24 protein-coding genes are annotated in these 25,964 nt (G+C 60.5%); 13 read left to right on the top strand and 11 right to left on the bottom strand.

The features are described from left to right. Window positions 1-108: 108 nt before the first annotated feature. From QRN60_RS08660 to QRN60_RS08620, 9 genes are all read left to right on the top strand, one after another. A complete protein-coding gene (locus tag QRN60_RS08660; protein ID WP_003508005.1) occupies window positions 109-1,668 on the top strand; it encodes an ABC transporter ATP-binding protein in 1,560 nt (519 codons plus the stop codon). Then, a complete protein-coding gene (locus QRN60_RS08655) occupies window positions 1,658-2,749 on the top strand; it encodes an ABC transporter permease (protein WP_020809232.1) in 1,092 nt (363 codons plus the stop codon). The genes QRN60_RS08660 and QRN60_RS08655 overlap by 11 nt, the downstream gene beginning before the upstream one ends. After that, the gene (locus QRN60_RS08650; protein ID WP_003508011.1) at window positions 2,749-3,669 is read left to right on the top strand and encodes an ABC transporter permease; all 921 of its coding nucleotides are present in this window, start codon (window positions 2,749-2,751) and stop codon (window positions 3,667-3,669) included. Before QRN60_RS08655 ends, QRN60_RS08650 begins: the two co-directional genes overlap by 1 nt. A 35-nt stretch (window positions 3,670-3,704) precedes the next feature. Next, window positions 3,705-4,778: a BMP family ABC transporter substrate-binding protein gene (locus QRN60_RS08645; RefSeq protein ID WP_003508013.1), complete on the top strand. Its 1,074-nt coding sequence runs from the start codon at window positions 3,705-3,707 to the stop codon at window positions 4,776-4,778. A 212-nt stretch (window positions 4,779-4,990) separates the two neighbouring features. Further along, window positions 4,991-5,728 carry a FadR/GntR family transcriptional regulator gene (locus QRN60_RS08640; RefSeq protein WP_003508015.1) on the top strand — a complete coding sequence of 246 codons (738 nt, stop codon included), beginning with the start codon at window positions 4,991-4,993 and terminating at the stop codon, window positions 5,726-5,728. A gap of 221 nt (window positions 5,729-5,949) precedes the next feature. Beyond that, on the top strand, window positions 5,950-7,311 hold the full coding sequence (gene glmU, locus QRN60_RS08635; RefSeq protein ID WP_107675644.1) for a bifunctional UDP-N-acetylglucosamine diphosphorylase/glucosamine-1-phosphate N-acetyltransferase GlmU: 1,362 nt from the start codon (window positions 5,950-5,952) through the stop codon (window positions 7,309-7,311). Between the two features lie 102 nt (window positions 7,312-7,413). Next, the gene (glmS, locus tag QRN60_RS08630) at window positions 7,414-9,240 is read left to right on the top strand and encodes a glutamine--fructose-6-phosphate transaminase (isomerizing) (RefSeq protein ID WP_099085266.1); all 1,827 of its coding nucleotides are present in this window, start codon (window positions 7,414-7,416) and stop codon (window positions 9,238-9,240) included. Further along, entirely contained in the window at window positions 9,237-9,740 is a 504-nt protein-coding gene (locus QRN60_RS08625; protein ID WP_060726324.1) for a GNAT family N-acetyltransferase, read from the top strand. The genes glmS and QRN60_RS08625 overlap by 4 nt, the downstream gene beginning before the upstream one ends. A gap of 13 nt (window positions 9,741-9,753) precedes the next feature. Then, window positions 9,754-10,422: a DUF502 domain-containing protein gene (locus tag QRN60_RS08620; RefSeq protein WP_003508022.1), complete on the top strand. Its 669-nt coding sequence runs from the start codon at window positions 9,754-9,756 to the stop codon at window positions 10,420-10,422. Window positions 10,423-10,425: 3 nt separating this feature from the next. On the opposite strand, the gene QRN60_RS08615 is transcribed toward QRN60_RS08620, so the two are convergent. The 4 genes from QRN60_RS08615 to recG are packed head-to-tail and all read right to left on the bottom strand — an operon-like array spanning window position 10,426 to window position 13,508. Beyond that, complete coding sequence (locus tag QRN60_RS08615; RefSeq protein WP_003508024.1) at window positions 10,426-10,809, bottom strand: type II toxin-antitoxin system VapC family toxin; 384 nt, start codon at window positions 10,807-10,809, stop codon at window positions 10,426-10,428. Further along, the gene (locus QRN60_RS08610) at window positions 10,806-11,063 is read right to left on the bottom strand and encodes a type II toxin-antitoxin system Phd/YefM family antitoxin (protein WP_003508026.1); all 258 of its coding nucleotides are present in this window, start codon (window positions 11,061-11,063) and stop codon (window positions 10,806-10,808) included. The genes QRN60_RS08615 and QRN60_RS08610 overlap by 4 nt, the downstream gene beginning before the upstream one ends. A 54-nt stretch (window positions 11,064-11,117) precedes the next feature. Next, on the bottom strand, window positions 11,118-11,390 hold the full coding sequence (locus tag QRN60_RS08605; protein ID WP_129564989.1) for a hypothetical protein: 273 nt from the start codon (window positions 11,388-11,390) through the stop codon (window positions 11,118-11,120). Between the two features lie 12 nt (window positions 11,391-11,402). Continuing rightward, the gene (gene recG / locus QRN60_RS08600) at window positions 11,403-13,508 is read right to left on the bottom strand and encodes an ATP-dependent DNA helicase RecG (RefSeq protein WP_031233642.1); all 2,106 of its coding nucleotides are present in this window, start codon (window positions 13,506-13,508) and stop codon (window positions 11,403-11,405) included. Between the two features lie 188 nt (window positions 13,509-13,696). Here recG and QRN60_RS08595 point away from each other — a divergent pair, with 188 nt between their 5' ends. The 3 genes from QRN60_RS08595 to QRN60_RS08585 all read left to right on the top strand — a co-directional run bounded on the left by QRN60_RS08595 (window position 13,697) and on the right by QRN60_RS08585 (window position 18,000). Next, window positions 13,697-14,008 carry an FAD assembly factor SdhE gene (locus QRN60_RS08595; RefSeq protein WP_003508031.1) on the top strand — a complete coding sequence of 104 codons (312 nt, stop codon included), beginning with the start codon at window positions 13,697-13,699 and terminating at the stop codon, window positions 14,006-14,008. 3 nt (window positions 14,009-14,011) lie between these two features. Continuing rightward, on the top strand, window positions 14,012-17,509 hold the full coding sequence (mfd, locus tag QRN60_RS08590) for a transcription-repair coupling factor (RefSeq protein WP_129564988.1): 3,498 nt from the start codon (window positions 14,012-14,014) through the stop codon (window positions 17,507-17,509). Window positions 17,510-17,658: 149 nt separating this feature from the next. Continuing rightward, entirely contained in the window at window positions 17,659-18,000 is a 342-nt protein-coding gene (locus QRN60_RS08585; RefSeq protein WP_020809531.1) for a hypothetical protein, read from the top strand. A gap of 55 nt (window positions 18,001-18,055) precedes the next feature. Here the strand turns inward: QRN60_RS08585 and QRN60_RS08580 are convergent, their stop codons facing one another. Genes QRN60_RS08580 through QRN60_RS08570 form a run of 3 tightly spaced genes read right to left on the bottom strand, consistent with a single transcriptional unit; the run spans window position 18,056 to window position 21,595 of the window. After that, window positions 18,056-18,988, bottom strand: a complete 933-nt coding sequence (locus tag QRN60_RS08580) for a DMT family transporter (RefSeq protein ID WP_020809530.1) — start codon at window positions 18,986-18,988, stop codon at window positions 18,056-18,058. A 51-nt stretch (window positions 18,989-19,039) separates the two neighbouring features. Next, window positions 19,040-19,708 carry a DsbA family oxidoreductase gene (locus tag QRN60_RS08575; RefSeq protein WP_111781089.1) on the bottom strand — a complete coding sequence of 223 codons (669 nt, stop codon included), beginning with the start codon at window positions 19,706-19,708 and terminating at the stop codon, window positions 19,040-19,042. Window positions 19,709-19,747: 39 nt separating this feature from the next. After that, entirely contained in the window at window positions 19,748-21,595 is a 1,848-nt protein-coding gene (locus tag QRN60_RS08570; protein WP_020809529.1) for an extracellular solute-binding protein, read from the bottom strand. A 306-nt stretch (window positions 21,596-21,901) separates the two neighbouring features. Between QRN60_RS08570 and QRN60_RS08565 the strand changes: the two genes are divergently transcribed. After that, complete coding sequence (locus tag QRN60_RS08565; protein ID WP_003508037.1) at window positions 21,902-22,558, top strand: invasion associated locus B family protein; 657 nt, start codon at window positions 21,902-21,904, stop codon at window positions 22,556-22,558. A 91-nt stretch (window positions 22,559-22,649) separates the two neighbouring features. Here the strand turns inward: QRN60_RS08565 and hspQ are convergent, their stop codons facing one another. From hspQ to QRN60_RS08545, 4 genes are all read right to left on the bottom strand, one after another. After that, on the bottom strand, window positions 22,650-22,979 hold the full coding sequence (hspQ, locus tag QRN60_RS08560) for a heat shock protein HspQ (protein ID WP_003508038.1): 330 nt from the start codon (window positions 22,977-22,979) through the stop codon (window positions 22,650-22,652). A 91-nt stretch (window positions 22,980-23,070) separates the two neighbouring features. Continuing rightward, window positions 23,071-23,991 carry a DMT family transporter gene (locus tag QRN60_RS08555; RefSeq protein WP_129565016.1) on the bottom strand — a complete coding sequence of 307 codons (921 nt, stop codon included), beginning with the start codon at window positions 23,989-23,991 and terminating at the stop codon, window positions 23,071-23,073. A 99-nt stretch (window positions 23,992-24,090) separates the two neighbouring features. Next, window positions 24,091-25,500: a type I glutamate--ammonia ligase gene (gene glnA / locus QRN60_RS08550; protein WP_003508040.1), complete on the bottom strand. Its 1,410-nt coding sequence runs from the start codon at window positions 25,498-25,500 to the stop codon at window positions 24,091-24,093. A gap of 71 nt (window positions 25,501-25,571) precedes the next feature. Next, window positions 25,572-25,910 (bottom strand): P-II family nitrogen regulator, encoded by a 339-nt coding sequence (locus tag QRN60_RS08545; protein ID WP_003508042.1) that lies wholly within the window; start codon window positions 25,908-25,910, stop codon window positions 25,572-25,574. Between the last annotated feature and the right edge of the window lie 54 nt (window positions 25,911-25,964).

Raw genomic sequence — 25,964 nt, 5'->3', positions numbered from 1 at the left:
AAATTGCATACGCATTGGCGTCCGATTGGGAACAATGACCACGATCGTTAGAAACGCCTCGAAGAAGGCATGGATGGTCGGTGAGAGAGGGAACTCGTGACTGGAACTTTGGCGCCGGAGGCCGTGCCTCTCCTGTCCGTTCGCAAGCTGACCAAGCTGTTCGGCAATTTCGCTGCCTGCAACGGCATCGATCTCGATATTGCGCCGGGCGAAATCCACGCGCTTCTGGGTGAAAACGGCGCGGGCAAATCCACGCTCGTCAAGATGCTGTTCGGCGTTCTCGCACCCACCGAGGGTGATATTATCTGGCAGGGCCAGCCGGTTTCCGTCGGTTCGCCAAGCGAGGCCCGCCAGCTCGGCATCGGCATGGTCTTCCAGCATTTTTCCCTGTTCGAGGCGCTGACGGTCGCTGAAAACATCGCCCTGTCGCTCGACCCTAAAATTTCATTGAAGGAAATCGCCAGGGAAGCGGAAACGCTGTCGCGGGCCTATGGCCTGCCGCTCGATCCCTATGCGCATGTGGCCGATCTTTCGGTTGGTGAGCGCCAGCGGATCGAGATCGTCCGCGCCTTGCTGCAGAACCCGCGCCTCATCATTCTCGACGAGCCGACCTCGGTGCTGACGCCGCAGGAGGCTGACAAGCTGTTCGAAACGCTGGAGAAGCTGAAGGCCGAAGGCCGCTCGGTGCTTTATATCAGCCACCGTCTGGAAGAGGTGCAGCGCATCTGCGACCGCGCCACCGTCCTGCGTCACGGCAAGGTGACCGGCGCCTGCGATCCGCGCAAGGAAACGCCGGCATCGCTGGCGCGCATGATGGTCGGCAGCGATGTTGCAAGCGTTTCGCGGCCGACGGGCGAGGCGCTCGGCCAACCGCAGATCGAGGTCATGGGGCTTTCCGTTGCGCCACGCACGCCCTTTGCCGTGGCGTTGAAATCGATTTCCATGCAGGTGCGCGCCGGGGAAGTGCTGGCGATTGCCGGCGTGGCCGGCAACGGGCAGGGCGAGCTGTTCGATGCGCTTTCGGGCGAATATCCGGTCTATAACAACGATGCCATCCATCTGCGCGGCAAGCCCGTCGGTCGCATCGGCATCAATGGCCGTCGCCTGATGGGCGCGGGGTTTGTACCGGAAGAACGCCACGGCCACGCCGCCGTTCCCGGCATGAGCCTTTCCGACAACCTGCTGCTGGCGCGGGCGCGCTCCGACCGCAAGGCGTTTCTGACCGGCGGTTTCCTGCGCATCGTCAGGGGCTCGGCGATCAAGGCTGCGGCACGGCGCATTTCGGAAACGATGGATGTGCGCAAGAGCGGGGCTGATCCGCTGGCGGGCTCGCTTTCCGGCGGCAACCTGCAGAAATTCATCGTCGGGCGCGAGCTTGATCGTCAGCCGACCGTGCTTGTCGTCAACCAGCCGACCTGGGGTGTGGATGCCGGTGCCGCAAGCCGCATTCGTCAGGCGCTTGTCGATCTTGCCAAGGCGGGCTCGGCCGTCATCGTCATCAGCCAGGATCTCGATGAAATTTTCGAGGTTGCCACCAATATCGCGGTCATTTCCGACGGCAAGCTTTCCGAGGCCTATCCGGTGGAAGACATGACGCTTGAAAAGATCGGCCTTTTGATGGGCGGCATTAACGCGTCACATTCGGGAGCCGCCCAGCATGCGCATTGAGCTTGAAAAACGGGCAGGGGTCTCGAAGCTTTTCACCCTTATTTCGCCGCTTCTGGCGCTTGTGCTGACGCTGCTCGTCGGCGCCGTCATGTTCGCCATGCTCGGCAAAAATCCGGCTCATGCGCTTTATGCCTTTTTCGTTGAACCGCTGCTCGAAGTCTGGTCGCTGCACGAGCTGGCGATTAAGGCCGCACCGCTGATCCTGATCGGCGTTGGGCTATCGATCTGTTATCGCTCCAATAACTGGAACATTGGCGCGGAAGGGCAATTCACCATCGGCGCGATCACCGGTTCCATACTGCCGGTTCTTTATCCCGACTGGCATTCGCCGCTCATCCTGCCGTTGATGATGGTGATGGGCGCCATCGGCGGCGCGCTTTATGCCGGTATTCCGGCGCTGTTGAAGACGAAGTTCAACACCAACGAAATCCTCGTCAGCTTGATGCTGGTCTATGTCGCGCAGCTTTTTCTCGACTGGCTGACGCGCGGCATCTGGCGCGATCCCGGCGGCTACAACTTCCCGCAGACCAAGCCCTTCAACGAAAGCGCCGTCTTGCCGGAAATGCTGGCCTCGGGCCGGGCGCACTGGGGTTTCGTTTTCGCCATCGTCGCGGCAATCGCGCTGTGGTTCATGATGCGCTACATGCTGAAAGGCTTCGAGGTCACCGTGCTTGGGCAATCGGCGCGGGCCGGGCGTTTTGCCGGTTTCTCGTCAAGCCGCATGGTGTGGTTTTCGCTGTTGCTGTCAGGTGCACTGGCAGGGCTTGCGGGCATATCTGAGGCCTCCGGCTCCATCGGCCATCTACAGCCCAGCATTTCGCCGGGCTATGGTTTCACCGCCATCATCGTCGCCTTTCTCGGCCGTCTCAATCCGCTTGGCATCATTCTGTCAGGGCTGGTGCTGGCGCTGACCTATCTCGGCGGCGAGGCGGCGCAGCTTTCGATTGGTGTGTCGGACAAGGTGACGCGTGTGTTCCAGGGGCTGATGCTGTTCTTCGTGCTGTCCTGCGATACGCTGATTTTCTACCGCATCAGGGTCGTCTTCACCGGCAAGGCGCATAACAGCCAAGGAGCGGCATGATGGATATGCTTCAGGCCATCCTCCTCACCGTCATCACCGCCGCGACACCGCTGGTCATCGCCGCCTCCGGCGAGCTGGTGACGGAGCGATCCGGCGTCCTCAATCTCGGCGTAGAGGGCATGATGATCATGGGCGCGGTCTGCGCTTTTGCCACTGCACATATGACCGGTTCTCCCTATCTCGGCATTCTGGCCGGCATCGCCTCTGGCGCGGTTTTCTCGCTGCTGTTCGGCTTTCTGACGCTGACGCTCGTCACCAATCAGGTGGCGACGGGCCTTGCGCTTACCATTCTCGGCCTCGGCGTTTCCGGCATGCTGGGCGAAAGTTTCGTTGGCCTGCCGGGCGTCAAGCTGCAGCCTATCGTCTTTCCGCTGCTGTCGGAGATTCCCTTCTTTGGTCCGCTGCTATTCCGGCAGGATCTAATCTTCTACATGTCCATCGCGCTGGTCTTTGGCACTGGCTGGTTTCTGTTCAAAAGCCGCGCGGGCCTCAAAATCCGCGCTATCGGCGACAGTCACGCTTCCGCCCATGCGCTTGGCATCAATGTCATCCGCACGCGTTATCTGGCTGTCATGTTCGGCGGCGCCTGTGCCGGTCTTGCCGGGGCGCAGCTGTCGCTCGTCTATACGCCGCAATGGGTGGAAAACATGTCGGCCGGGCGCGGCTGGATTGCGCTGGCGCTCGTTGTTTTCGCGTCATGGCGTCCATGGCGGGTTCTGGCGGGCGGTTATCTGTTCGGCGCGGTCTCCATCGGGCAATTGCATGCGCAGGCATTCGGTATCGGGGTGCCGTCGCAACTGCTTTCGGCGCTACCTTACCTTGCAACTATTGTCGTGCTGGTCATCATCTCGCATAATCGCCGCACGACCTTGATCAATACACCGGCATCGCTGGGCAAATCCTTCGTGCCGGACAGGTGAAGCATTCTCACGTCTCCAAACCAATAGGGGTAAAAATGAAAAAACTGGTCATCGCACTTGCCGCTTCCATCGCGGCGCTTGGAGGCGTTGTTTCCTCCGCTGAAGCCGCCGACGCCAAGAAGGTCTGCTTCATCTATGTCGGCAGCCGCACCGATGGCGGCTGGACGCAGGCGCATGAAATCGGCCGCGAAGAGCTGCAGAAGCACTTCGGCGACAAGATCGAAACGCCGTTCCTCGAAAGCGTTCCGGAAGGCCCGGATGCCGAACGCGCCATCGAGCGCATGGCCCGTTCCGGCTGCGAACTGGTGTTCACCACCTCCTTCGGCTTCATGGATGCGACCGTGAAGGTTGCCCAGAAGTTCCCCAAGGTGAAGTTCGAACACGCCACCGGCTTCAAGACCGCTGAAAACGTCGCGACCTACAATTCGCGTTTTTATGAAGGCCGTTACATTCAGGGCCAGATCGCCGCGAAGATGTCGAAGAAGGGTGTTGCCGGCTACATCGCGTCCTTCCCGATCCCGGAAGTGGTGATGGGCATCGATGCCTTCGTTCTCGGCGCGCAGTCCGTCAATCCCGAGTTCAAGGTCAAGGTCGTCTGGGCCAATACCTGGTTCGACCCCGGCAAGGAAGCCGATGCCGCCAAGGCGCTGATCGATCAGGGCGTCGATATCCTGACGCAGCACACCGACACGACAGCGCCGATGCAGGTTGCAGCGGAACGCGGCATCAAGGCCTTCGGTCAGGCTTCGGACATGATCAAGGCCGGTCCGGAGACGCAGCTGACCGCGATCAAGGACACCTGGGGCGCATATTACATCAAGCGCACGCAGGCTCTTCTGGACGGCACCTGGAAGTCCGAATCCATCTGGGACGGCCTGAAGGACGGCATCCTGACCATGGCGCCCTACACCAACATGCCTGATGACGTGAAGAAGATGGCCGAGGAAACCGAAGCCAAGATCAAGTCGGGCGAGTTGCATCCTTTCACCGGTCCGGTGAAGAAGCAGGACGGTTCGGAATGGCTGAAGGCTGGCGAGAAGGCTGAAGACAAGGTTCTGCTCGGCCTCAACTTCTACGTTGCCGGCGTGGACGACAAGCTGCCGCAATAATGCGGATCATCTATCCTGATTGAGGCAAGGCCGCACATGCGTCATGTGCGGCCTTGCTTATTTTCATGCGTTTTACTGCATGGATGAAGTTTACCTTTGCTTTTCACGCGACTTGATGTTTTTCACTATAATCTGACTTGAGATACACACGTCTGGCGCGATTTTTTCGAGATCGCCAGCCGAACGGAAGGATATGGCACTTGCAGCGCGGAATGCTCGATGCGGCGATCGGTTTTCGAAAGCTGCGGACAAATCATGCACAGGTCGTTCACAAGCTCGGTCTCGATATCGTCTCCGGCACCTTCAAGACGGGTGACATCCTTCCCGGTGATGCCGAGCTGATGGAGCGTCTGAAAGTGTCGCGCACAGTGCTGCGCGAAGCGATGAAGACGCTCACCGCCAAGGGCATGATTTCACCCAAGGCGCGTATCGGCACCCGGGTGACGGAGCGCGAGAGCTGGAACATGTTCGACAGCGAAGTGCTGCTCTGGCATTTCGAGGCTGGTGTCAGCGATGAGTTTTTGCTGCATCTTTATGATATCCGCCAGGCTTTCGAACCCTATGGCGCGGGCCTTGCCGCCATCAGGGCAAAGGACACCGATATCACCAAGCTCGCCGCCTATGCCAACGAGATGGGCAACACGGCCTATTCCAAGGAAAAGCGCGCTCTTGCGGATATGAACTTCCATGTGCTCATCACCGAAATGTCGGGCAACCCGTTCATGCGCACCGTCGGTTCGCTGATAAAGGCGGCTCTGGTGGGCATTTTCCGGATGAGCAACCCGGACACCGATCCCAATGAGATTTCCGATGTCTCCGCCTCTCACCTGAGGCTCGTCGAGGCGTTTCGCCTGCGCGATGAGGCAGCGGCGCGCCGTGAAATGGAAAGGCTGATTGAAAACGGCCGCCAGCAGGTGCTGGAATTCACTGCCCGCAATACCCCGCGATAACTCAAACTGCGGGAGCGGGATGCGACCCTCTCCCAATCACGTTTGATGAAAATCGGTGCGGAAATTTGGTGCAGATTTGCATGGTTTCTTAAGTGGGCCGCCGTTATAGCAATTCCGGAATGAAATTACCGATGCGCCCGTTTGTTTGCCGGACGGCGTGAAGTCAAACATATGCCGCCGTCCTGGCCGCCATGCGGCCGGTGACAGGTGTTGGAGGTCTTATGGAGCGCAGCTCTCTAGCCATTATTCTCGCAGCGGGCGACAGCACGCGCATGAAATCGTCGAAGTCCAAGGTGCTGCATCCGGTCGCCGGGCGTCCGATGATCGCGCATGTGGTGGAGGCGGTGGCTGGATCTGGCGTCGGCACGGTGGCGCTGGTGGTCGGGCGCGATGCCGACAATGTCACTGCGGCCGCAAGCATGAAGGGCATTCAGGTCGAAGCTTTCCTGCAGACGGAACGCAAGGGCACTGGCCACGCGGTTCTTGCCGCACGCGCCGCCCTCGAACGCGGTTTCGATGATCTCATCATTGCCTATGGCGATGTGCCGCTTATCACCTCCGCAACGCTCGACCGGGCGCGTGAGGCGATTGCCGCCGGCGCCGATGTCGCTGTCATCGGTTTCCATACCGATCGCCCGACCGGTTACGGCCGGCTTCTGGTCGAGAATGGTGAGCTTGTCGCGATCCGCGAGGAAAAGGACGCCACCGATGCGGAGCGCAAGGTCACCTGGTGCAATAGCGGCCTGATGGCCATCAACGGCCGCAACGCGCTGGACCTGCTCGACCGGATCGGCAACAGCAATGTGAAGGGCGAATATTATCTGACTGACGTCGTCGAGATCGCCCGCTCTCTCGGACGCCGCGCCGTCGCCATCGATGCGCCGGAAGCCGAGCTGGTCGGCTGCAACAACCGCGCCGAACTGGCCTTTATCGAGAAGCTCTGGCAGGAGCGCCGCCGCCACGAATTGATGGTGGACGGCGTTTCGATGGTTGCCCCCGAAACCGTCTTCCTCTCCTTCGACACGAAGATCGGTCAGGACGTTCTGATCGAGCCGAATGTCGTCATCGGTCCCGGCGTCACGATCGAGCCGGGCGCCGTCATCCACGCCTTCTCGCATCTGGAAGGGGCCCATGTCGCGGAAGGTGCGGCCGTTGGTCCCTATGCGCGGTTGCGCCCGGGCGCGAACCTGCATGCCAATTCCAAGGTGGGCAATTTCTGCGAGGTCAAGAAGGCCGAGATCGGCGAGGGCGCCAAGGTCAACCATCTGACCTATATCGGTGACGCCTTTATCGGTGCAGGCAGCAATATCGGCGCGGGCACCATCACCTGCAATTACGATGGCTACAACAAGGCCGAAACGCGCATTGGTGCGAACAGTTTCATTGGTTCGAACTCGTCGCTGGTCGCTCCTGTCACCATTGGAGAGGGGGCCTATATCGCCTCCGGCAGCGTGATTACCGATGACGTGCCTGATGATGCGCTGGCTTTTGGACGCGCGCGTCAGGAAGTGAAACCGGGCCGGGCAACCGTCGTGCGCGAGCGGGCAAAAGCGCTGAAGGAAGCGAAGAAAAAGTCCTCTTGAAAGACGTTACCAAGCGATACCGAAAGTGACCGGCGGCGTAATTGCCGATTTCAGGGAAACGATTAGTAGTTGCGGCGAAGAGATCGCCGTCTGGAGAAATATATGTGCGGAATTGTCGGAATTGTCGGAACCCAGCCCGTTGCTGAACGGCTTGTCGATGCGCTGAAGCGTCTCGAATATCGCGGTTACGATTCGGCGGGTGTCGCCACCATCGACAATGGCGCGATGGACCGCCGCCGTGCGGAAGGCAAGCTGTTCAATCTGGAGAAAAGGCTCTCTGAAGAGCCGCTGCCTGGTGTCGTTGGCATCGCGCACACCCGCTGGGCGACCCACGGCGTTCCGAACGAAACCAACGCCCACCCGCATTTCGTCGATGGCGTTGCCGTCGTCCATAACGGCATCATTGAAAACTTCTCCGAATTGCGCGACGAACTGAGCGCCGAGGGTGCGAGCTTCACTACCCAGACCGACACGGAAGTGGTGGCGCAGCTTCTGGCGAAATATACCCGGGAGGGTCTCGGCCATCGCGAGGCGATGCTGAAGATGCTGAACCGCGTGACAGGCGCCTATGCGCTGGTGGTGATGTTCAAGGATGATCCCGGCACGCTGCTTTCGGCGCGCTCCGGCCCGCCGCTTGCCGTCGGTTACGGTAGGGGCGAAATGTTCCTCGGCTCCGACGCCATCGCGCTGTCGCCCTTCACCAACGAAATCACCTATCTGGTGGATGGCGATTGTGCCATCTTGACCCGCCAGGGTGCTGAGATCATCGATTTCTCGGGCAAGCCGGTGAAGCGCGAGCGTCAGATCTCGCAGGCGACGGCCTTCGTGGTCGACAAGGGCAACCATCGCCACTTCATGGAAAAGGAAATCTACGAGCAGCCGGAAGTCATTTCCCACGCGCTCAGTCATTACGTGGATTTCGCCTCCAAGACCGTGAAGCAGGCCGACACGGCAATCGACTTCGCCAAGCTTTCCGGCCTTGCGATTTCCGCCTGCGGCACGGCCTATCTGTCCGGCCTGATCGGCAAATACTGGTTCGAACGTTACGCGCGTCTGCCGGTGGAAATCGATGTCGCCTCGGAATTCCGCTATCGCGAAATCCCGCTTGTTCCCACGCAGGCCGCGCTGTTCATTTCGCAATCGGGGGAAACTGCCGATACGCTGGCGGCCTTGCGTTATTGCCAGCAGGAGGGCCTGAAGATCGGCGCGGTGGTCAATACGCGTGAATCGACCATGGCGCGTGAATCCGATGCGATCTTCCCGATCCTCGCCGGTCCTGAAATCGGCGTGGCCTCCACCAAGGCCTTCACCTGCCAGCTTGCCGTGCTCGCTTCGCTTGCCGTTGCCGCCGGAAAAGCGCGAGGCACCATCACGCCTCAGCAGGAAACCGAGCTGGTTCGCCATCTTACCGAGATGCCGCGCATCATGAGCAAGGTTCTCAACAGCATCCAGCCGCAGATCGAAGCGCTGTCACGCGATCTGTCGCGTTTCAAGGACGTGCTTTATCTCGGCCGCGGCACCAGCTTCCCGCTGGCGCTAGAAGGGGCGCTGAAGCTCAAGGAAATCTCCTATATCCACGCCGAAGGTTATGCCGCCGGCGAGCTGAAGCATGGGCCGATCGCGCTGATCGACGAAAATATGCCCGTCATCGTCATCGCGCCGCATGACCGCTTCTTCGAAAAGACCGTTTCGAACATGCAGGAAGTCGCCGCGCGCGGCGGCCGCATCATCTTCATCACCGACGAGAAGGGGGCCGCCGCCTCCAAGCTCGACACCATGGCGACGATCACGTTGCCTAATGTCGACGAGCTTATTGCTCCGATGGTTTTCTCGCTGCCGATCCAGCTGCTGGCCTATCACACCGCCGTCTTCATGGGCACTGATGTGGACCAGCCGCGCAATCTGGCGAAATCGGTAACGGTGGAATGATTGTCCGACCGGAACAGCAGGGCGACGAGGAAGCGATCGCTCGCGTTACGGAAGATGCCTTCCGTAACGCCGAGCACAGCAGCGGGACAGAACAGCTGATTGTCGCGCGGCTGCGGAATGCCGGCGCACTGACGGTTTCACTGGTGGCGGAAGACAGCGAAGGCGTCATCGGCCATGTCGGCTTCTCGCCGGTGACGCTGTCGGGCGGCGAGACCGGCTGGTTCTGCCTCGCGCCGCTCTCCGTGACACCGGAAAGGCAGGGAGAAGGTGTCGGTTCGCGGCTGGCGCGTGAAGGGCTTGCCGCACTGGAGCGGCTGAGCGCTGCCGGCTGCGTCGTTGTCGGTGATCCCGCCTATTACGGCCGCTTCGGTTTTCGCCATGTTGAAGGGGTGAGTGCGGAAGGGATTCCTGACGAATATTTCACAGTTCTTCGCTTGCATGGTGGAACTCCATCCGGCATTGTCGGTTTTCATCCGGGTTTCGATGGCGACAACGCTTAATTCCGAACGGTAAATGACCGATATTCCAGTCAAAATTTCATTCGCAGCCCGCCTGCGCAATAGTTTCCTCACGGGCGTTCTGATCCTCGCGCCCGTCACCATCACCATGTGGCTGGTGTGGAGTTTCCTGCAATGGGCGGATAGCTGGGTGAAGCCCTATATTCCGGCCCGTTACGATCCCGAGCAATATTTCGATGTGGCAATCCCCGGTTTCGGCCTGCTGATCGCCGTCATTGGCATCACGCTCATCGGCTTTCTCGGTAATAACCTCATCGGCAAATGGATTTTCGGCGTCGGCGAATCCATCCTTAATCGCATGCCGCTGGTGCGGCCGATCTACAAAAGCATCAAGCAGCTGTTCGAATCCGTCCTGAAAGAGCATTCGAACTCCTTCAAAAAGGTCGGCCTGATCGAGTTTCCATCGTCAGGGACCTGGGCCATGGTTTTCGTCGCCTCCGAGGCCAAGGGCGAACTTGCTCACCGTTTCAACGAAATGGGCCAGCAGATGGTCGCCGTCTTCCTGCCGCCCACACCGGTGCCGACGGCAGGTTTTCTGCTCTTCGTGCCCAAAAACAAGATCGTGATGCTGGACATGACACCGGAGGATGCGGCGAAACTGCTGATTTCCGGCGGTCTGGTGGCGCCTGATTTCACGCCGCCCAAGATGATCGCGCCGGTTTGACGGTTAGAGAGCGCCGAGGATGTCCGTCTGCGAAAAGTCGTTGCCGACATAAAGCAAAGGGCAGCCCTCGGTTTTCGCCAACTCGTAGGCAAAACAGTCACCGAAATTCAGCCCTGCGGGATGAATGCCTTTGCCCCAGATACGATAGGCTTCGGAAATGCCTTGTGCTGATTTCGGGGTGACATTCCTGATTTCAACTACGAGTCCTTCGATCAGCATGTCCAGTTCCTGACCGCGTCCACGGCGCTGCGCCACGATCATCGCTTCTGCAAGGGTGCCTGCGGAAATGAGGAGAGGTTCGTCCGTTTCGAGCGCCGCCGCGCAAGCATCCGCTTTGGGTTCGTTTAGCAGGATCGCCATCAGTGCTGAAGTATCGATGACGATCATTCAGGCAGGCCGTTTTCGTCATAGAGGAAATCCTGACTATGCGCGGCATCGGGGCCATCATTGGTTTTGTTTGCGACTGCCTTGCGCACCTTTTCCAGCGTGGCACTGCGGGATTTCTTGTCCGCTACGGCAGCGACCGGAACAAGCAGCACTGCTGCATGACCATGCCGGGTGAGAATGATTTCATCTCCCGCCTCGGCGCGGCGCACCAATTCGGTCAGTTGGCCCTTTGCGTCAGTGACAGAGATCTGCATGGCTTGCTCCAGGAATTAAGGCACTCCGCAGACTAGTCTATTCAATGGACCATATCAATCCTCGTCATCCAGATCATCCACTTCCGTCCCCGCATTGGTCGCGTGGAAAACGGGAACGAAAAGTCGCATATAGACCAGGCGCACGCTCCAGCCTGCCTCCAGCGCCTTGCTCCAGGCCTTCTTGCGGCCTGGCTTCTTGAACGCCTTGCCGATCGCCTTTTTCTCACTCTTCGCAAATGTCTCGGGTTGCAGGATATTCTGCGGCGAGCACAGCGCATAACCCTTGCGGAAGGCGGGTGGTGGGCGGCGGGGGTCGATCATGTTCATGGCAGGTCACTTTCAGCCGGCGTGCAGGAAGCGGATCGCTTCGTCGCGGCGGTGCAGGTAGAGCAGGGTGCGCAGCGCATTGCCGCGCGGGCCCGTCAGTTCGGGGTCGCGCTCGATGACGTAGGCCGCGTCCTTGCGGGCGATTTCCAGAAGGTCGGCGTGGGCTTCCAGGCTGGCGATGCGGAATCCCGGCGTGCCGGACTGGCGGGTGCCGAGCAACTCGCCTTCGCCGCGCAGCTTCAAATCCTCTTCCGCGATCAGGAAGCCATCCTCGCTGTCACGCAGGATGGAAAGCCGGGCGCGGCCGTTTTCGCTGAGCGGCCCCTTGTAGAGCAGGATGCAGGTGGAGGCCTCGTCACCGCGTCCAACCCGGCCACGCAGCTGGTGAAGCTGGGCAAGGCCGAAACGTTCGGCATGTTCGATGACCATGATCGTCGCGTCAGGCACATCGACGCCCACTTCCACCACCGTCGTTGCCACCAACAGCCGGGTTTCACCGCTCTTGAAGGCGAGCATGGCGGCGTCCTTCTCCGGGCCGCTCATGCGGCCATGGATGAGGCCGATATTGGCGCCCAGCATCTGCGAGAGAACTGCGTGCCGCTCCTCCGCCGACATAAGGTCGGATTCTTCCGTTTCTTCCACCAGCGGGCAGATCCAGTAGGCCTTCTTGCCATCCTTCAGCGCGGAACGCAGCCGCTCGACAATGTCGCCGATCCGTTCGGTGGGGATCGTTACCGTCTGGATAGGCTTGCGGCCGGCCGGCTTTTCGGTGAGCTTGGAGACATCCATGTCGCCGAAGGCGGCCAGAACCAGCGTGCGCGGAATGGGCGTGGCAGTCATGACCAGCATATGCGGGGTGATGCCCTTGGCGGTGAGGCGCAGGCGTTGATGAACGCCGAAACGGTGCTGTTCGTCCACCACGGCCAGCACGAGGTTCTTGTAACTCACGCTGTCCTGAAACAACGCATGGGTGCCGATGACGATCTGCGCTTCACCTGATGCGACGCGCTCCTCGATCTCGCGCCGCTCCTTGCCCTTGGTGCGGCCGGTCAGCACTTCGACGGTAATGCCCGCGGCCTGAGCGAGCTTGGAAATGGTGGCGTAGTGCTGCCGGGCGAGGATTTCGGTCGGGGCCATCAGCACCGCCTGTCCGCCTGCCTCCACGGCCGTTGCCATCGCCATCAGCGCCACCAGCGTCTTGCCTGCGCCGACATCGCCCTGCAGCAGCCGCAACATGCGGTCTTCGCCGGCCATGTCAGTCAGAATATCCTTCACCGCAGCGCTCTGGCTCGGTGTCAGCGAGAAGGGCAGTTGCGACAGGATTTTTGCGGCGACATCACCCTTGGCGCGGATCGGCTGGCCCGCCACTTTGCGCAGCCGCTGGCGCACCAATGCGAGTGACAGCTGCCCGGCGAGGAATTCGTCATAGGCAAGCCGCCTGCGCGCTGGAGCCTGCGGCTCGATATCGGCGCTGTCACGCGGGTCGTGCAACTCACGGAAGCTCGAAGCGACATCGCCGAAGCCTTGCCGGGTCTTCAGCGTTTCATCGATCCACTCCGGAAAGACCGGCAGCTTCGATAGCCCGCCTTCGATCGCCCGCCGCAGCACCTTGGGGGACAGTCCGGCGGTCATGGGATAAACGGCTTCCACAAGTGGCAGGTTTTCGGCCTCGGAAAGTTTCACCATGAAATCCGGATGCACCATGGAGGCGCGGCCATTGAACCAGTCCACCTTGCCGCTGACGAGAACCTCCTCATCGACGGGCAGCGCCTTGGACAGCCAGTCGCCCTTGGCGCGGAAGAAGGTCAGCGCCAGTTCGCCGGTCTCGTCATGCAGGAAGACGCGATAGGGCGCGGAGCGGTTTCCCGGCGGTGGCGGCTGGTGGCGGTCCACTCGTCCCTGAATGGTGACAATGGCGCCGGGTGCGGCAAGCGCGATGCCGGGGCGGTTGCGGCGGTCGATGACGTTGGACGGCGCGTGGAACAGGAGATCGATCACGCGGGTGTCGTCGGCGTTTTCCCGGCTCAAGAGCTTGGCCAGAAGATCGGCAAGCTTCGGCCCCACACCGGCAAGGGTGGAGACGGAAGCAAACAGCGGATCGAGAATGGCCGGGCGCATGGTCAGCAAAATCGGGGAAGGGCACGGCTTATGCAAGACTTCGCTGGTCACAAAGGCGGGTTATCACCGGCAGTTTTTAGCGGCCGTGGCATTATTTCGATAAAAACCGGTTCCCAAGCGTTCGCCTCCTGTTCTATAGGAGGTCGCAGTCAACATCCTGTTGAATAGCCAACCGAAAGGTGAATGCGATGACTGGACTGGTGCGCACGAGTGCCGACCTCGATCCGAGACGCCGGCGGATTCTTTACCGCTGCTGGCACCGGGGCATTCGCGAGATGGATCTGGTGCTCGGGCAATTTGCGGAAGACAATATTGCCGGGCTTTCCGATGATCAGCTCGATGAGCTTGAGATCATCATGGCGGAAGAGGATAACGACCTCGTCAAGATGGTGACCGGCGCGCTTGCCATACCGGAAAAATTCCAGACACCGCTGTTTGAAAAGATCGCCTCCTACCGTCCCGATTTTGATCTCGTCACCGCCGAAACCCTGAAGGCCTGAAACATGATAGCCGGATTCGATGCAAAGCTGGTGGCGTCGGCAGATACGCCGCTGACCATCGGAAATGTGCCCTCCGGCATGGAAGCCCTGCTTCTGGCCGATATGGCGCGGGCGGGGACATCGGTCGCCTATGTCATGTCGGATGGCCAGCGGGTTGCCGATCTCGAACAGATCCTCGGTTTCGTCGCGCCTGACATTCCGGTCATGACGCTGCCGGCCTGGGACTGCCTTCCCTATGACCGCGTGTCACCGAGCGCCGACACCTCGGCGCGCAGGCTGGCGGCGCTTTCCGGTCTCATCGCCCACGCCAGGAAACCGCATCCGGCCATCGTGCTGGTCACCGTCAACGCCATGCTGCAGAAGATGGCGCCGCGCGACATTATCGAGAGCCTCGGCTTTTCGGCGAAGCCCGGCAACCAGATCCGCATGGACGACATCGCCGCACGGCTGGAGCGCAACGGTTTCGACCGTGTGGCGACGGTGCGCGAAGTCGGTGAATTCGCCGTGCGCGGTGGCATTCTCGATGTCTTCGTGCCGGGCACGGAAGAGCCGGTGCGGCTCGATTTCTTCGGCGACACGCTGGAAAGCATCCGCACCTTCGATCCGGCCAGCCAGCGCACCATCGGCCAGGCGCGCTCGCTCGATCTGAATCCGATGAGCGAAGTGACGCTGACGCCGGATACGATCAGCCGTTTCCGCAAGAATTACCTGTCGCTGTTCGGTGCCGCGACGCGTGACGACGCGCTTTATCAGGCCGTCTCTGAAGGCCGCCGTTATGCCGGCATGGAGCACTGGCTGCCGTTGTTTTACGAGAAGCTGGAAACCGCCTTCGATTATCTCGAGGGTTTCCGCATCGTCACCGATCACACGGCGCGGGAGGCGGCAAAAGAGCGCTCCAAGCTGGTGCTCGATTATTACGATGCGCGCCGCAGCTCCGGTGAAACCAAGGGATCGACGCAGGGCGCGCCCTACAAGCCGGTTTCGCCCGGCCAGCTCTATCTCGACGGCAAGAGTTTCGATGCCGCACTGGTCGCCGTCAATGCGGTGCGTCTGACACCCTTCAACGAGCAGGATAGCGAAGGCCGCCCGGTCGCCACGCTCGACGCCCATGTCGGGCCGCGCTGGGCGCGTCCGCCAACCGAAGGCGAGAGCGAAGAACGGGTCAATGTTTTCGATCTGGCGGTGAAGCATATTGCCGAGCGCCGCGCCAAGGGCTGGAAGGTGCTGATAACAGGCTGGTCGGAAGGTTCGCTCGACCGGCTGCTGCAGGTGCTGAACGAGCACGGGCTTGAGAAGATCAAGCCGGTCGCCTCGTTGAAAGAGGTGGAGAAGCTCGGCAAGGGCGAGGCGGCCTCGGCGGTGCTGAGCCTTGAGGCGGGTTTCGAAACCGGGACGCTCGCGGTCATCGGCGAGCAGGATATTCTCGGCGACCGCATGGTGCGGCGCTCGAAACGCCGCAAGCGCGGTGCGGATTTCATCTCGGAAGTGGCGGGGCTGGACGAAGGCTCGCTGGTAGTCCATGCCGAGCATGGTATCGGTCGCTTCGTCGGCCTGCGGACAATCGAGGCAGCGGGTGCGCCGCGCGCCTGCCTGGAACTGCATTATGCCGACGATGCAAAGCTGTTCCTGCCGGTTGAAAACATCGATCTTCTTTCCCGTTACGGCTCCGATGCGGCGGAAGCCACGCTTGACAAGCTGGGTGGCGGCGCATGGCAGATGCGCAAGGCCAAGCTCAAGAAGCGCCTGCTCGACATGGCCGACGAGCTTATCCGCATCGCGGCCGCGCGTCTGGTGCGGCACGCGCCGGTTCTGGCGGCACCCGATGGGCTTTACGACGAGTTTGCCGCCCGTTTCCCCTATGACGAGACTGAGGACCAGCTGAACGCCATCGAGGCGGTCCGCGAGGATCTGGGTGCAGGCCGGCCGATGGATCGCCTTATCTGCGGCGATGTCGGTTTCGGCAAGACCGAAGTGGCGCTGCGCGCCGCCTTCCTCGCCGCCATGAACGGCATTCAGGTGGCGGTGGTGGTGCCGACCACTTTGCTCTCTCGCCAGCATTTCCGCACCTTTTCCGAACGTTTCCGCGGCCTGCCGATCCGGGTGCAGCAGGCGTCGCGCCTCGTCGGCTCGAAGGAATTGACGCTGACGAAAAAGGAAGTGGCTGATGGCAAGACCGATATCGTCGTCGGCACCCATGCGCTGCTGGGCGCAGGTATCAACTTCGCCAATCTCGGCCTGCTCATCATCGACGAAGAGCAGCATTTCGGGGTGAAGCACAAGGAGCGGCTGAAGGAACTGAAGAGCGACGTGCATGTGCTGACGCTCTCTGCGACGCCCATTCCGCGCACCCTGCAGCTGGCCATGACGGGCGTGCGCGAACTGTCGCTCATCACCACGCCGCCGGTGGACCGCATGGCGGTGCGCACCTTCATTTCGCCCTTTGATCCGCTTGTCATCCGCGAAACGCTGATGCGTGAGCATTATCGCGGCGGCCAGAGCTTCTACGTCTGCCCGCGGCTTGCCGATCTTGCGGATATCCATGCCTTCCTGCAATCGGATGTGCCGGAGCTGAAGGTGGCGGTGGCGCATGGGCAGATGCCGGCAGGCGAACTCGAAGACATCATGAACGCCTTCTACGACGGCAAGTATGACGTGTTGCTTTCGACCACCATCGTCGAATCCGGCCTCGACGTGCCGACCGCAAATACGCTGATCGTGCACCGCGCCGACATGTTCGGTCTTGCCCAGCTTTACCAGCTGCGTGGTCGCGTCGGTCGTTCCAAGGTGCGCGCCTTCGCGCTCTTCACCCTGCCGGTCAACAAGGTGCTGACGACGATGGCGGAGCGGCGGCTGAAGGTGCTGCAATCGCTCGACACGCTCGGCGCCGGTTTCCAGCTGGCGAGCCACGACCTCGATATTCGCGGCGCGGGCAATCTGCTCGGCGAAGAACAGTCCGGCCATATCAAGGAAGTCGGCTTCGAGCTTTACCAGCAGATGCTGGAAGAGGCGGTTGCCGAAGTGAAGGGCGACGAACAGGTACAGGACAGCGGCTGGTCGCCGCAGATTTCGGTCGGCACCTCCGTCATGATCCCGGAGGATTATGTTCCCGATCTGCATCTGCGCATGGGCCTTTACCGCCGTCTCGGCGAGCTTGCGGATATCAGCGAGATCGACGGTTTTGGCGCGGAAATGATCGATCGTTTCGGCCCCTTGCCGAAAGAGGTTCAGCACCTGCTCAAGATCGTCTACATCAAGTCGCTCTGCCGTATCGCCAATGTCGAGAAGCTGGATGCCGGACCGAAGGGCGTCGTGGTGCAGTTCCGCAACAAGGAATTCCCCAATCCGGCAGCGCTTGTTGGCTATATCGGCAAACAGGGCACGATGGCGAAGATCCGGCCGGATCACAGCCTGTTCCTCACCCGCGATCTGCCCACGCCTGAAAAGCGGTTGACGGGTGCGGCGATGGTCATGACGCAGCTTGCGGAACTGGCGCGTTCCTGACCATGGCACCGGCAGAGTGCGGGCTGTCGTCCATATTACAGCGATGTAACTAAACGGACATGTGCCGGTAGTTTTCGCGGGCGTAATCTCCATTTCATACCCGGTGCGGCGGATCTGTAGATGCCGCCGGGTCATGAAGGAGCAGGACGATGTGGACCAACATCAACAGGTTTGCCACCGCTGGTCTGGTTGCTTTGACAATTGCGGGCACCACAATTGCCACCACCAGCCAGGCGGAAGCGCGCAATAATTTCGGCCGCGGCCTTGCGGCCGGCATTGCCGGCACGATCATTGGCGGAGCGCTGATTGCGGGTGCAAGACACCCGGGTTACGCCTACGCTCCGGCCTATGGTCCGGCTTACGGTCCTCCCGTCTACGCTGCGCCTGTTTATGGCCCGCCGGTCGCGTATGAACCCGTCTATCCGCGCTGCCACGTTGCCTGGCGACAGAATGCCTGGGGCGACATGTATCGGGTCAGGGTTTGCGACTGACAGCTGAGAGCGCCGGCGGCAGGAACAGTCGCCGGTAGTTCCGTATTCTTGTGACCTAAGTCTCGTCTTCCGGTGTGATGCCGACGGCCACGTTCTGATCGGTTGCGGCGATCGAGGCGGGCAGCGGCACTTTTCTCTGCTTCTCGCGGATCAGCGTCAATAGGCCGGAGCCAACGATGAGGGCGATGCCGAAGAGCATCCAGCCATCGATACGGTCGCCGAAAATCAGATAACCGAAAAGGATGGCCCAGAGCATCTGGCTATATTGCGTCGGGCCGATCATGGCGGCGGGCGCATATTGGGCGGCATACATGACCAGCACGTTGCCAAGTGCGCCGAGCAGGCCATATCCCGCCAGCAGCAGCCATTGCTCACCGCCCGGCATGATGAAGGTGGGGACCATGGCGATGCCGCTGATGGTGAGACAGCCCAGCACGCCAGCGCCATAAAGCGAGACATTTTTTTCCGACGGGCCCATGGCCCGGAAGATGACGATGCTGAGCGCGCCGCTGAAGCCGCCGATGATGGCGCCGAGATGGCCGATGCCCAGTTCACGGAAGCCCGGCCGCAGGATGACCAGTACGCCGAGGAAACCGATGATGACTGCGGACCAGCGACGGATGCCCACCTGTTCCTTCAGAAATACCACCGACATGATGGTGACGAAGGAGGGCAAAAGGAAGATCAGCGCGAAGGCTTCGGCCATGGAAAGATGGGTAAAGGCGGTAACGCTGCCGACAGCACCGGTGCCGGCAGCAAAAAAGCGGATGATCCACAAAGGACGGTTCGTCGTCTTCACCACATCCACCCAGCGATCGTTGCGCTTGCGGATGAAGGGCAGGGCGACGAGCCCGAACAGGGCGCCGAAGAAGGCCGATTCGATCGGCGAAATCTGGCCTTCTATGAGTTTAACGCTGGCATCGCTCCAGGCGTAGGCAGCGAAGGCGGCAAAGGCGAGCAGAATGCCTTTCAGGGTCTGGTCGGACACGGAAACACCGGGGGAAAATCGAGTTGCAGAAAACCGCCGGTGGTTTGGCCGTCAGTTCATCGATCTATGCTCGTCCGCCTTGATTTTTGCAATATCCCGCAATGCAGCAATCAGGACATCTGGCGTTTGTGCACCGCTTATGGCGTATTTCTGGTCGATGATGAAGAAGGGTACGCCGGCCACGCCCATCTGCTGCGCCGCATCAATTTCAGCGATGACCGTGTCCTTGTCCGCGTCCGAAGCGAGAAGCCGTGCCACCACCTGCGCGTCCATGCCCGCCTTTTCGGCTACATCGATCAACACGGCGTGGTCGCCGATATTGCGGCCTTCTTCGAAATTGGCCTTGAACAGCCCGGTCACCACCTTCTCCTGGATATCTCGGCCTTCGGAATGCGCCCAGAGCGACAGGCGGTGCGCGTCGAGTGTGTTCGGGCCGATCTTGATCGCATCAAAATCGTAATGGATGCCGACTTCCTTGCCGAGCTGCACCAGCGTGGCATGGGCCTGTTCCAGACGCTCCTTGCCGAGTTTTTCCTCGAGAGCTGCTTTCTGGTCGACGCCTTCAGGCGGATAGTCGGGGTTGAGGCGATAGGGACGCCAGTTCACGTCGACGCTGATTTCATCCTGCACCTCGGCTATGGCAAGATCGAGCCTTGCCTTGCCGAGATAACACCAGGGGCAGACCATATCCGATACGACGTCGATAACGATGCGTTCCATGGCTTTATCTTCCCTTGTCCTGGACCGGGCAGGGGCGGGTTACTGCGCCCGCGCATCCCACCAGGTCTGTTTCTGATTGCCTGATATCGGGGTCATATCCGGGCGGTCGATATATTTCCAGCGCGCAACCCATTGCGCGCCGATATAATAGAGCGGAATGATGTAGTGGCCGGCAACCAGAAGGCGGTCATAGGCGCGCACGGCGGCCTGGAAATCTTCCGTCGAGCGCGCCTGCAGCAGCGCTTCGATCATCCGGTCAATATCGGGATTGGCGGCGCCCGCATAGTTGAAGCTGCCCTGCGCATCGCGTGAGAGCGAATTCCAGCGGTTGAGCTGCTCCATGCCCGGCGAAAGCGACGACGGCAGGGAGCGGATGATCATGTCGTAATCGAAGCTGTTCGAGCGGGCCTGATATTGCCCGTCATCGACCGAGCGGATGCCCATGGCGACGCCGATCAGATTGAGAGAACGCTGATAGGCAAGCGCGATGCGCTCCTGAGCGGGGTTCTGTGTCATGATCTCGAAGGCGAGCTGGCGGCCGTTGGCGTCGGACATCCTGCCGTTCCTGATGCTGTATCCGGCCTCTTTCAGCTTGTCGACGGCCATTTTAAGGACCTTGCGGTCCGCACCGGTGGCGTCGGTGGTCGGCAAGGCATAGGTGCCGGCCAGTAGCTGCGGAGGCATGGTCTTCGCCGCGTCGCCGAGCAGCGCCAGCTCGCGTTCGTCCGCGGCATTGCCATAGGCGCCGAGCGGCGAATTCTGCCAGTAACTCTGTGTGCGCTTGAAGGAGCCGCCGAGAATGTTTCTGTTCATCCACTCGAAATCGAACGCGTAGGTAAGGCCTTCACGCACCTTCTCGTCGGCGAAGACGGCGCGGCGGGTGTTGAAGACGAGACCGAACATGCCTGTCGGCAGGCGCGGCTGGAAGACGTCCTTGACGATGTCGCCGCGATGGACGGCGGGGAAATTGTAAGCCTGTCCCCAATGGGAGGTGTCGGAGGTGCCGTTGATGGCGTCGCCTTCGGGATAGATGTCGATATCGCCCTTCTTGAAGGCCTCGAACATGGTGGTGACCTGCAGGAAATAGGTCACGCTGATCTCGTCGTAATTGTCGAAGCCGACCTTGCCCGGAATGTCCTTGCCCCAATAATCCGGATTGCGCTCCCAGATGATTCGTTCGCCCGGCCGCAGGGTCTTGATTCGGTATGGACCCGAGCCGACGACTGCGCCGAGGCCGGCCTGTTCGAATTTTTCCGGATCGATCGCATGTTTTGGCAGGATCGGGGTGGAGGAGGCGAGAATGAGCGGCGTTTCGCGGTTGGCCTTGTCGTTGAAGGTGAAACGCACGCTGCGATCACCGATCTTTTCCAGCTTCGCCACCCCGTCCAGACGGCTGTTGAAGGGCGGGCGGCCTTTTTCCTTCAGAAGATTGAAGGTGAAGATCACGTCATCTGCGGTCACCGGCTCGCCGTCGGACCATTTTGCCTTCGGGTTGATGTTGAACTGGACGAAGCTTCGCTCCTCATCCCACTCCACTGTTTCGGCCAGCAGGCCGTAAAGGCTGAAAGGCTCATCGCTGGAGCGCAGCATCAGGGGTTCGTAGAGAAGATTGCCGAATTCCGGGTCCCAGACGCCGCGCGCCGTGGTGCGCATTCCCTTGAGAACGAAGGGATTGAGGCTGTCGAAGGTGCCGACGACGCCATAGGAGATGCGGCCGCCTTTCTTCACGTCAGGATTGACATAAGGAAGGTGCCTGAAGTCTGCGGGGAGCTCCGGCGTGCCGTGCATGGAAATGCCGTGCAGCGGCTGCGCCAGGGCGTTCCCAGCGGGAAGCAGGGATGATCCCAAAAGGAACAATGCGGGGATGAGGGCCGCAAGGTTGCGCATGTCACTGTCCTGTCTCAACTGTCCGTCCGATGTGCGTCACGACCGTTTATCATCATGATTCTGGCAGATATGTAGCACACGGACATGGTGCGACCCATCCAAGCGCGGGAAATCTTGGGTCAGCTCAAGAAAAAGTTAAAGAAGTGCTGGATATCGCCGCGATCGGCATGTAACAGGGTGGCCGGAAGAGACGGGTCACGCATTTGCCTCATTTAAACGACAGTTGAACGGGCAGAAGGATACCGCCATCGACGAACAGGGCCTTAACGGTTCTGTTCTGGCAGACATTCAGGAGACGGAACTCTTATGATGCAAAAGGCAAACACATTCACCCGGACGGCTCTGTCCGCTCTGGTCCTCTCTCTGGGCGCGGTTTCCGCTCCGGCCATCTCGCAGGCACAGGATGCTGCTCCCGCCGCTCAGGGCGCCGGCGCTCCGCCGCTCGGCTGGTTCAAGACCTGCTCCAAGCAGGAAGACAACGATGTCTGCGTCGTGCAGAACGTGGTTCTCGCCCAGAACGGCCAGATGATCACCGCTGTCGGCCTCATCACCGTTGAAGGCAAGGTTAACCGCAAGCTGCTGCAGGTTTCCGTTCCGACCGCGCGTCTCATTCCTCCGGGTGTGATGATGCAGATCGACGGCGGCAAGGGCCAGAAGCTCGACTACGCCGTTTGCCTTCCCGACAAGTGCACGGCCGAAGTTCCGCTGACGGACGCCATGATCGCTTCCCTGAAGAAGGGTAGCGAGGTGGTCTTCACCTCCATCAACTTCCGCCGCGCGCCGAACCCCATCAAGATCGCGCTCTCCGGCTTCACCGGCGCCTTTGACGGCCCGGCGATCACCCAGTCGCAGCTGGCCGAAAGCCAGCGCAGCCTGCAGGAAGGCATGCAGAAGAAGGCTGAAGAGGCTCGCAAGAAGCTGGAAGCCGCTCAGGATGCCGCCAAGGGCGCTCCGAAGCCCTGATTGCAGCGTAAGCGCTAAAAACAGAAAACCGGTCTGGTGACAGACCGGTTTTTTTATGTCCCTGGGAGGGTGGGGAGATGGTTGGCGGGCGTCAATGCGCCGTTGACATTTTCGGGCGCCATTCGCCGTTCGGCGCCTTGTCGAAGATGCGGCCGATATTGGGGTTTCGGAGCGGCGTCTCGTTTTCGTCGTGGACGAGGTTCTGCTCGGAAACATAGGCGACATATTCCGTCTCCTCGTTTTCGGCCAGAAGATGATAGAAGGGCTGGTCGCGATCCGGCCTGATTTCCGCGGGAATGGCGTTCCACCATTCCTCGGTATTGGCATATTCCGGGTCGACGTCGATGACCACGCCGCGGAACGGAAACACCTTGTGGCGGACGATCTCGCCAAGCGTGAATTTTGCGTCTCTTTGTTTCATGGCATGAACTTCCTTTCCCACTAATAGTTGGGTGCGGAACGCAAAATATCAAGGGCTAGGGGGTATCCCGGCCCTTTCTCTCTATATGGGCTCAGGCTCGGCGGCCGAGCGGCGCGGTGGCGATGATGACACCGCCGGTGACCAGCACGATGCCGATCGCGTGGTAGGTCTCGAACGTCTCCCCGAGGAACAGCGTGGCCATCAGGATCGAGACGGGCGGCATCATGTAAAGCGTGATGCCGGCCGTGGCGGGGCCGAAGACGCGCACCGTATGGGTGAAGCAGTAAAAGGCAAGCAGCGAAGCGAACAGGATGATGCCGCCGATCTTCGCCCATGCCATTGGCGTCGCGGGCAGCATGCCGCCCTGCGCCAGTTCCAGCGCCGCCGGCGGCAGAAGCACCAGCGCGCCGGAAAGCGCGATCAGACCAAAAAGGCTGAAGGACGCCATCTGCCGCGCCGCCGGCTCGCGCAGCAGCAGCGAATAGACGGCAAAGGCGATGGCCGCCGTCAGTATGGCGAAATCGCCGATGTTGAAGCTCATGTGCCGGAGAGCTGCGATATCGCCCTTGAGCACGATGGCCGCCACGCCGGCAAAGGCGATGATCATGCCCGCCACCTCAAGCTTTCTGATGGGGCGGCCCTGAAAGATGCGCTGGAACAGGATGATGAACAGCGACGATGTCGTGTAGATCAGCGTGCCGTTGGCGGCCGTGGTCATGGTGAGGCCCCAATAGACCACGCCGCCGCAGATGCCCATGCCGAGAACGCCGAGAACGAGCCAGAGAAGCGTTTTGCGCCTCAGGAAGGCAAGGCAGTTGCGCCAGTCGGCGATCATGAAGGGCGCGATGATGAGGGTCGATCCGATCCAGCGGATGAAGGCGGCGATGAAGGGCGATACCTCACCGACGACGCCGCGACCGAAAATGACGTTGCTGGAGAAAAAGAACGGCACCGCCAGAAAGATGAGCCAGTCCGTAAGGCGCGTTTGCTGAGTGGCTGGCTTGTTCGACATTCTTCGCGACATGGCTGGGCTTCAAAAGAAAACGGCGGCTTTCCGGGGAAAACCGCCGAAATGGATCGAGCGCCCCAGAGGGAGCGCTCGAAAGGCCGATCAGGCCGAGTAGTACATGTCGAATTCGACCGGATGCGGGGTCATTTCGAAACGCATGACTTCCTGCATCTTCAGCTCGATGAACGAGTCGATCTGGTCGTCGTCGAACACGCCGCCGGCGGTCAGGAACTTGCGATCCTTGTCGAGGCTTTCGAGAGCTTCGCGCAGCGAGCCGCAGACGGTCGGGATCTTCTTCAGTTCCTTTGCAGGAAGGTCGTAAAGGTCCTTGTCCATCGGCTTGCCGGGGTGGATCTTGTTCTTGATGCCGTCGAGGCCGGCCATCAGCATGGCCGCAAAACCGAGATAGGGGTTCTGGGTCGGGTCCGGGAAGCGGACTTCGACGCGCTTTGCCTTCGGGTTGGAGCCGAAGGGAATACGGCAGGATGCGGAACGGTTGCGGGCCGAATAGGCGAGCAGAACCGGCGCTTCATAACCCGGCACCAGACGCTTGTAAGAGTTGGTGGTGGGGTTGGTGAAGGCGTTGATGGCCTTGGCGTGCTTGATGATGCCGCCGATGTAATAGAGGCAGTTTTCAGAAAGGCCGGCATATTCGTCGCCTGCGAAGGTCGGCTTGCCGCCCTTCCAGATCGACTGGTGAACGTGCATGCCCGAGCCGTTGTCGCCGAAGATCGGCTTCGGCATGAAGGTTGCCGTCTTGCCATAGGCATTGGCGACCTGATGCACGACGTACTTGTAAATCTGCATCTTGTCGGCGCTGGAAACCAGCGTGTCGAACTTCACGCCCAGCTCGTGCTGCGCGGCAGCCACTTCGTGGTGGTGCTTTTCAACGACGACGCCCATTTCGGCCAGAACCGTCAGCATTTCGGAGCGCATGTCCTGCAGGCTGTCGATCGGCGGAACCGGGAAATAACCGCCCTTGACGCGCGGACGGTGGCCGAGGTTGCCGGTTTCATAATCCGTGTCGTCGTTGGACGGCAGTTCGGACGAGTCGAGCTTGAAGCCGGTGTTATAGGGGTCTGCCTTGTACTTCACGTCGTCGAAGACGAAAAATTCGGGCTCCGGGCCGACGAAGACGGTGTCGCCGATGCCCGAGGCCTTGAGGTAGGCTTCGGCCTTTTTGGCGGTGCCGCGCGGGTCGCGGTTATAGGCTTCGCCCGAGACCGGGTCGAGAATGTCGCAAAGGACGACCAGGGTGGACTGGGCGAAGAACGGGTCGATATGGGCGGTGGCCGGATCGGGCATCAGCACCATGTCGGACTCGTTGATGGCCTTCCAGCCGGCGATCGAGGAGCCGTCGAACATGACGCCGTCGGCGAACATGTCTTCGTCCACACAGACAACATCCATGGTGACGTGCTGCAGCTTGCCCTTGGGGTCGGTAAAGCGCAGGTCCACGAACTTGATGTCGTTATCCTTGATCTGCTTCAAGATATCGTTTGCGGTCGTCATTTAAACGTTTTCCTTGAGTGTGATGATGACGAGGTGAAAACCCAAGCCTCCCCGGCTCGGGACGTTCTTGATTATATGGCGTCCACGCCTGTTTCACCGGTACGGATGCGGATGACTTCCTCGATATTGGAAACGAAAATCTTTCCGTCGCCGATACGTCCGGTCTGCGCCGCATTGCGGATCGCCTCGATGACGGCTTCCGCGTTTTCGTCCGCCAGTACGACTTCGACTTTCACTTTCGGCAAAAAGTCCACGACGTACTCTGCACCGCGGTAGAGTTCCGTGTGGCCCTTCTGACGACCAAAGCCTTTTGCTTCCGTGACCGTGATGCCCTGAAGTCCGACTTCCTGAAGGGCTTCCTTCACTTCATCGAGCTTGAAAGGCTTAATGATCGCTTCGATCTTTTTCATGAGAAAATATCTCTCCGCTTCTCCCGTTAAAGCAGGTTATTCCCGCTCTGCCAC

It is taken from the genome of Agrobacterium sp. CFBP2214 (assembly GCF_030209895.1).
Classification (GTDB): domain Bacteria; phylum Pseudomonadota; class Alphaproteobacteria; order Rhizobiales; family Rhizobiaceae; genus Agrobacterium; species Agrobacterium radiobacter.
The sequence above is the reverse complement of the archived record's forward strand: the minus strand, read 5'-3'. Positions and strand labels throughout refer to the sequence as shown.